Source organism: Acinetobacter sp. YH12070 (genome assembly GCF_013419625.1).
Classification (GTDB): Bacteria; Pseudomonadota; Gammaproteobacteria; order Pseudomonadales; family Moraxellaceae; genus Acinetobacter; species Acinetobacter amyesii.
This window is the reverse complement of the sequence record NZ_VOZT01000096.1, coordinates 1-6,208: the sequence shown is the minus strand read 5'-3', so window position 1 is coordinate 6,208 and position 6,208 is coordinate 1. Positions and strand designations below refer to the sequence as shown.

Annotated in this window: 6 protein-coding genes; 2 read left to right on the top strand and 4 right to left on the bottom strand. The window is 39.4% G+C overall.

Annotated features, from left to right (window positions below):
- Positions 1-540 precede the first annotated feature (540 nt).
- The gene (locus FTU17_RS16535; RefSeq protein WP_002011386.1) at positions 541-1,227 is read left to right on the top strand and encodes a pentapeptide repeat-containing protein; all 687 of its coding nucleotides are present in this window, start codon (positions 541-543) and stop codon (positions 1,225-1,227) included.
- A 90-nt stretch (positions 1,228-1,317) separates the two neighbouring features.
- Positions 1,318-1,851 (top strand): aminoglycoside nucleotidyltransferase ANT(2'')-Ia, encoded by a 534-nt coding sequence (gene aadB / locus FTU17_RS16530; RefSeq protein ID WP_010883707.1) that lies wholly within the window; start codon positions 1,318-1,320, stop codon positions 1,849-1,851.
- A gap of 158 nt (positions 1,852-2,009) precedes the next feature.
- Here aadB and FTU17_RS16525 read toward each other — a convergent pair whose 3' ends face one another.
- From FTU17_RS16525 to FTU17_RS16510, 4 genes are all read right to left on the bottom strand, one after another.
- A complete protein-coding gene (locus FTU17_RS16525; protein ID WP_000423610.1) occupies positions 2,010-2,678 on the bottom strand; it encodes an Abi family protein in 669 nt (222 codons plus the stop codon).
- Positions 2,679-2,810: 132 nt separating this feature from the next.
- Positions 2,811-3,296 (bottom strand): hypothetical protein, encoded by a 486-nt coding sequence (locus FTU17_RS16520; RefSeq protein ID WP_051064109.1) that lies wholly within the window; start codon positions 3,294-3,296, stop codon positions 2,811-2,813.
- A gap of 108 nt (positions 3,297-3,404) precedes the next feature.
- Positions 3,405-5,219, bottom strand: coding sequence for a relaxase/mobilization nuclease domain-containing protein (locus FTU17_RS16515; protein WP_180136045.1), 1,815 nt, complete (start codon positions 5,217-5,219; stop codon positions 3,405-3,407).
- Positions 5,209-5,619: a MobC family plasmid mobilization relaxosome protein gene (locus tag FTU17_RS16510; protein ID WP_180136044.1), complete on the bottom strand. Its 411-nt coding sequence runs from the start codon at positions 5,617-5,619 to the stop codon at positions 5,209-5,211. The genes FTU17_RS16515 and FTU17_RS16510 overlap by 11 nt, the downstream gene beginning before the upstream one ends.
- Positions 5,620-6,208: the final 589 nt, after the last annotated feature.

Genomic DNA, 6,208 nt, shown 5'->3' with positions numbered 1-6,208 from the left:
ACAAGGACTAAAGGTTTTGCACCTTCTCCCACGCGCTCCCTGTCGAAGTATGGTGGTATCTCTGCGAGGATTACTCCAACATGCAACTTAACCAACCTATACAACTACTTCCAACGCTCCGCCTATGTGAGATCCCCTGTAAGCGGTTTAGCCTTGCGACTATCGCTACGATGCACCAGTGACACTTATTCCCTCCACATGCAACGCATATCTTCCTTAAAAAAGGCGCACAGAAGTAGATAAAGCTCGACCGTTAGGTGCTTATTTGATGATTTAAACTGCTGAATTAACGAAGGACTTCAAATTGAGGCTTGTCAAACTGTTCTAATTCTTTAAAATAGATAGTGGTACTAGCCTTTAAGGTGAATATCAGTATGAGTTGCAAGCTCTGCCGATCTTTCGTTAATTGATGTTGCAAGCATCAAATAACTGTACCCATCGAATTTAAAACTAATGGACAGATTTCGCAAGAGACCTGTCCATTATTTTTTTTGATCACACCTAAGAATTAAGCTGAAACTCCTATTCTTTGGACTATTAATGTCAAAACTTCCTAGATTTCATAACAAGCACATCGAAAAACGTAAGTATTCAAATAGCCTCCTAGCCAAATCTATTTCTTCTAAAGTACGTTTCTCTAATAAAACATTTTTTAATGTTAATTTGAGAGGATCCCGCCTACGATCATGTTCATTCAAAAATATAAAAATTGTTTTATCTGATTTTTCAGGAGTAATCTTAAATAAGAATAGGTTTACGAATGTTCACTTCAAAAAGTGCGTATTTTATGCTGCTATTTTTAGAGATTGTCGCTTTAAAAATTGCACATTTGAAAAATGCATTTTTATTAATACAAATACAGAAAGCCTAAATCACTCGATATTAGACTGTTCTAAAAAATATAATTTTTACGAAATGAAAATTCCTGATGACTTAAAAGATCAACTAACAGAATATAGAAATATTCCAATACTGCAAAAAAACCGTTTACTTCATCTAAAAGGGGGAAGAATCAATACCGCAACCTTATTCATTCTCCTATCCAAAATATCCAAATACAAGCTGCTAAATGGTCTTAAAAAAATTTATATTGAGGAACAAAGTAAAGTAAAAATACTTAGCACTTTCAAACTCCTTGAAGAAATAAAGAACCTAGTTGACACTAACACCGCATTCAAACAGAATAATGGTGCTCTGCCCCATCCAATCGAAAGGTTGGATAGTTAAGACAATCACTGGGAGCTCACTATTGGATGTAACAATTCAATTAATAGTCTAATTACTGACATTCTGGGAGGGCTTACTATGTTAGGCCGCATGGACACAACGCAGGTCGCATTGATACACCAAATTCTAGCTGCGGCAGATGAGCGAAATCTGCCGCTCTGGATCGGTGGGGGCTGGGCGATCGATGCACGGCTAGGGCGTGTAACACGCAAGCACGATGATATTGATCTGACTTTTCCCGGCGAGAGGCGCGGCGAGCTCGAGGCAATAGTTGAAATGCTCGGCGGGCGCGTCACGGAGGAGTTGGACTATGGATTCTTAGCGGAGATCGGGGATGAGTTACTTGACTGCGAACCTGCTTGGTGGGCAGACGAAGCGTATGAAATCGCGGAGGCTCCGCAGGGCTCGTGCCCAGAGGCGGCTGAGGGTGTCATCGCCGGGCGGCCAGTCCGTTGTAACAGCTGGGAGGCGATCATCTGGGATTACTTTTACTATGCCGATGAAGTACCACCAGTGGACTGGCCTACAAAGCACATAGAGTCCTACAGGTTCGCATGCACCTCACTCGGGGCGGAAAAGGTTGAGGTCTTGCGTGCCGCTTTCAGGTCGCGATATGCGGCCTAACAATTCGTCCAAGCCGACGCCGCTTTGCGGCGCGGCTTAACTCAGGTGTTAGGAAACACTGCTACCGTTATCGGATTTACTGCTTTACTACTAACCTTGTTAATTCAACATTTGCAAAATAGTCTGACCTTTCGATTGTTTGGGGTGAAATTCTTATCTTAAAAATCTAAATATTCTTTTAGATCTAATGCAGATTGCTCGATAAAATCGTATGTATTAATACAACGACAGTAAATAAATTTTGTTAAAACCTCTAAATCATTTTCTAGATTACGGTTAAAAATAATCGGTTCATGATGAGCAATCCTGTTTCTTAATTCACGTAATTGATCTGTCCAATCGTAAAAAATTTGCCTGTTTTCAACTGTTGCATTAGGAAAAATAGAATTAAAACATCCCTGCCAAATACGTTCTTCATAATTAGCCATAAGCATCTTTTGCCAGAATACAAATTTAAGCTCAGGGATCATTTTACTAGGCGAATCTGGGAACTTCTCTTTAGCACTATCAAACATACTTTTAGGGCTATACCTCCCTCTACGGCTAAGGCTTCGAATAAAAGCTTCATTTTCATGCCAACTATTTGTTTCATTACACCTAAAAGATATTTCTATTGCCTGAACAACAGCATTTCTCAGAACAACTTCAAAATAATTTAATAAGTAAAAAAACTTATTGGAAATTATTAAATTACGTTCATAAAGCATCAATACATCAGATTTTTCATATGGTTCACCTTTATCTTTATAGAAATTTTCATACTTAGATAAGCGTGGTATAGATAAAGCCTGCTCTATCTTAAGCACTGCATCATTTGACAATTCCACCGTATATACCCTAATATATAGTTGTAAGTTTGAGAGACTGCGGATCTAAGATCTTCCCTCCCAAGCGCTAAGATTCAAAAAAGCCTTTCATTAACGTGAAAGGCTTTTTTCTTTTTTTGGTCAATTAAAAGCTTACATATTGATTGTAATTGAAATATTTTCTTGAGGGACATCAAAATAATTAGCTAATAGTCTCTTAGCTTCAGGAATAGATATTTTATCCAGTGTTTTAGAAGAATTATCTTCATTTAATTTGGTAAATTTCAGCTCATTCAAATCGATATTCATCTCTTCTAATGAACTATAAGAAACTGGATTCCGATTACCATCCCACATATTGGGAATAGATATATCAGCATATTCGGAGATATTTATTATCCATCTACCATCTGCATCTTCTTCTTGAGATTGGCTGATACTAGATATTTTGCCAACTAAAAATGCAGTGTGATGATCAGCCTCTGGTTCTCCCCAAGATTGTTTCCTATTTTGCACACAAACTAGATAATCGCACTTTCCTGCATTATGAGCATTTAGTCTCCAAGACTGACTACCACCTTCTTTTAAAATTCTAGTCTTTCCACGAGCAGTTAGTACTACTACACAGTTATTATTCATAACACCACCAAAATATATAAACAAGCCTATACTACATTCAATATAGCTAAATTTAAACATTAGTACAAGCTAATACTAAGAAATAAACACCAACATACTAGAAAATAATTACATCCCAAAATCCATACCTCGATCTTGCTTAGGTCGAGGTTTTTCTATCTCTTGTTTACGCTCATTCATCTGGACGAGATTTTTTTCAATATCTCGGATGTTTCGAGCAAATTCTGCTGCGCTTTGGCTACTTCTGACGAGACAGAATGCTGTGTGGTTGAGATTCTCTCCAGAATTTCTTCGTTGTTGGCTGTGATAAGGCTCATCTCTCGGACTTTGCCATTGATCTGCTCGGTATAGCTTGCTGTACTTCGTTCTAGCTCGTGAAATTGCTTCTGCATTGTCGCTAATGATTTCTGTGCTTGCTGTAAGCTTTGCTGATCGCTCTTGATTGTCTTTGATTGTGCTGACAAGGCTTGGATAATTTTGGTTTGCATTGTGTCTAAAGCTTGCTGTTGCTTCTGCAATTGCACTTGTTGTTGCATTAATTGTTGCTGTTGTTCTTCGATGATTCTCAATAATTGTGTTTCTAATTCGGTCATCGTTTAATACCCCATTGGAATCATGTAGCCGTTCTGCCATTCGCCTGCGTTCTTGTTGATCTGAATACATAGGCGCTGTGCTTTGCTGTCTGGTCGCTTGCATGTGCTGATCATCAAACTGCCCCCCGATCGGTTCAAATGGTCGACCCTCATTTGTTTCTCGTTGATCACGGTGTTTAGCGCCTGCATCTCGCTGTACTTGTTTTTGGTGACGAGACCAAGCGAGAAAATCGCTATAAGCAAAATAACTGCTGCTGAAATCAGCCCCATATTCAAAATGGTAAGTTTTTTCTGTACGGCTTGATTCTGGGCTTTCTGTTCTTGGCTCTGTATTTGCTCGTTTAATTGCGTTAAATGGCTCAATTTCGATTGCAGCAAGCTTTGGTACTGGCTCAACTGCTTCTCGACCGTTTGGGCGTTGTTTTGAATGCTCTGGGCTATTTTCTCGTCCGACTGTTGGATAGCGGTCGCAGTGATATTGGCTCTTGTGTTCAAGCTGTCTCTGATAGTCTGTGACGTTTGCTCGATACCGCTCAGAAGTTGTTCCTCTGTATTCTTCAATTCGTTGTTGTATTTCTTGTCGATATTCGCCAGTAGCTCTAAAGCCTTGCTCATAAATCTCGCCCTCTAAACGGATGGGACGTTTTGCGCCCTCATACGGGTTTTCAATGGATATGGAGTTTTTTACTTGTCGAGTGACATTGATTTGATTCGATTCAAGCCATTGCACCAATTCTTGCCGATCGGCAACTTCCCCATTAGAAACCGCTCGGTAAACACGTTGATGTAACTGCTCTTTAAAATCCTTAATATCTTTGGGCAGGTTCTTTTTATTTAAAAATAGCTGTCGATGCTCAGGATCATCGGGGTCATACAGTGAATGTTCGGTATTGATGATCTGCTTAAATAGATCGACTCGATCTAAATCGGCTGGCGCATAGAATGGCTGTAGACGTTTGCCTGTTGAAAGCTCAACATTGGGAATCACAAAATTAAGCTCAAGCCTTGTCTCACCTGTGTCCTGATTAATTTTGTCTTGGTGCTGCACCCATAAAATTTGATATTGGTCTTTATCTAGTCCTGGAAATAAACATTCCTCAAAATTTTGCATGATTTTCTGTTTATCCTGGTCAGATAAATCATGCTCATAAAAGGACAAACAACCACTGGTATATTTTTTGGCAAAAGGACTGCTATCAATCAATTGTGCTGTCAGCTCTACATCACCACTAAGCACTTGTGCATGTTCACGCTCTCGATCTTCACCTAATAAATAATCAAGACAACCTTTTGACAAACCTGAACCATGCCGAAAAAAATCAACGATCATCTGGACGTAACTCCCGAAGCTGTTGATCAATTGAAATCAATAAATGAAGTAATTTCACTTTATCGAAAGCACCAGTACCCGCAATATCTGTATTTACTGCTTTGGCAATCTGATTCACATTATTACCAATCCGACTAAGTTCTAAAATTAATGCTCGCTCTGTCTTGCTATACGAAGATTCAACAACCTTTGTTGCTTTAATTTTTTGGTCATCTTCTACTTTGGAATTATGAATTTTAGTCGCTTTCTCTACTGCTGCTTGTCTAAGTAACTTTGCAATCGAACCATAAGGATTATTGGAATCAAGCAATTGATATTCTGATTCAGAAAGTCTGACTTTAAAAGTTCTCTCTCGAATAGCCTTGCCTTGCTTATTCTCTTGTTGTTCATGTCCTGACATTTCAATCTACCCTGCTTTGGCTTTTGTAAGCTTTAAAATGGAAAATCTTTGATTTTTCTGTTTAAAGCTTTTCGGGGGTATCGGGGGTGAAGCCCCTGATCAAGGTCACAGCTTAACACTATTGAACGAAGTGAAATAGGGGTAGCTGTGTATCCTTGCTTATTTAAAAATGGACGAGTGAAATTCAATAAAAACTAATCAAATGACACGGTATATAAACTCTAGTAGGTATTGGCATGAATCTTGTAAAAACAAATGCGCTCAACTCTTTCTCACCGTCCCCACATCCCTCGCTTTGCTCGGGCTGATGGTGAACGTTGAGAGAGTTTCGGCAATACTTTCCCTAAGAGGCTTTGATTTAAAAAAATCAAATATCCTCTTAAGTATTGCCGATTAACCTGTAATTGGGCTGACGGAGCCACGCATCGGTCGTATCCGCACATGGTTTTGCTGACCATGCAGACAAGGACTAAAGGTTTTGCACCTTCTCCCACGCGCTCCCTGTCGAAGTATGGTGGTATCTCTGCGAGGATTACTCCAACATGCAACTTAACCAACCTATACAACTACTTCCAACGCTCCGCCTATG

What these genes read in the sequence shown, in the direction of transcription:
- FTU17_RS16535 (WP_002011386.1), top strand. Translation starts at nt 541, where the DNA reads ATGTCAAAACTTCCTAGATTTCATAACAAGCACATCGAAAAACGTAAG.
- aadB (WP_010883707.1), top strand. Translation starts at nt 1,318, where the DNA reads ATGGACACAACGCAGGTCGCATTGATACACCAAATTCTAGCTGCGGCA.
- FTU17_RS16520 (WP_051064109.1), bottom strand. Translation starts at nt 3,296, where the DNA reads ATGAATAATAACTGTGTAGTAGTACTAACTGCTCGTGGAAAGACTAGA.
- FTU17_RS16515 (WP_180136045.1), bottom strand. Translation starts at nt 5,219, where the DNA reads ATGATCGTTGATTTTTTTCGGCATGGTTCAGGTTTGTCAAAAGGTTGT.
- FTU17_RS16510 (WP_180136044.1), bottom strand. Translation starts at nt 5,619, where the DNA reads ATGTCAGGACATGAACAACAAGAGAATAAGCAAGGCAAGGCTATTCGA.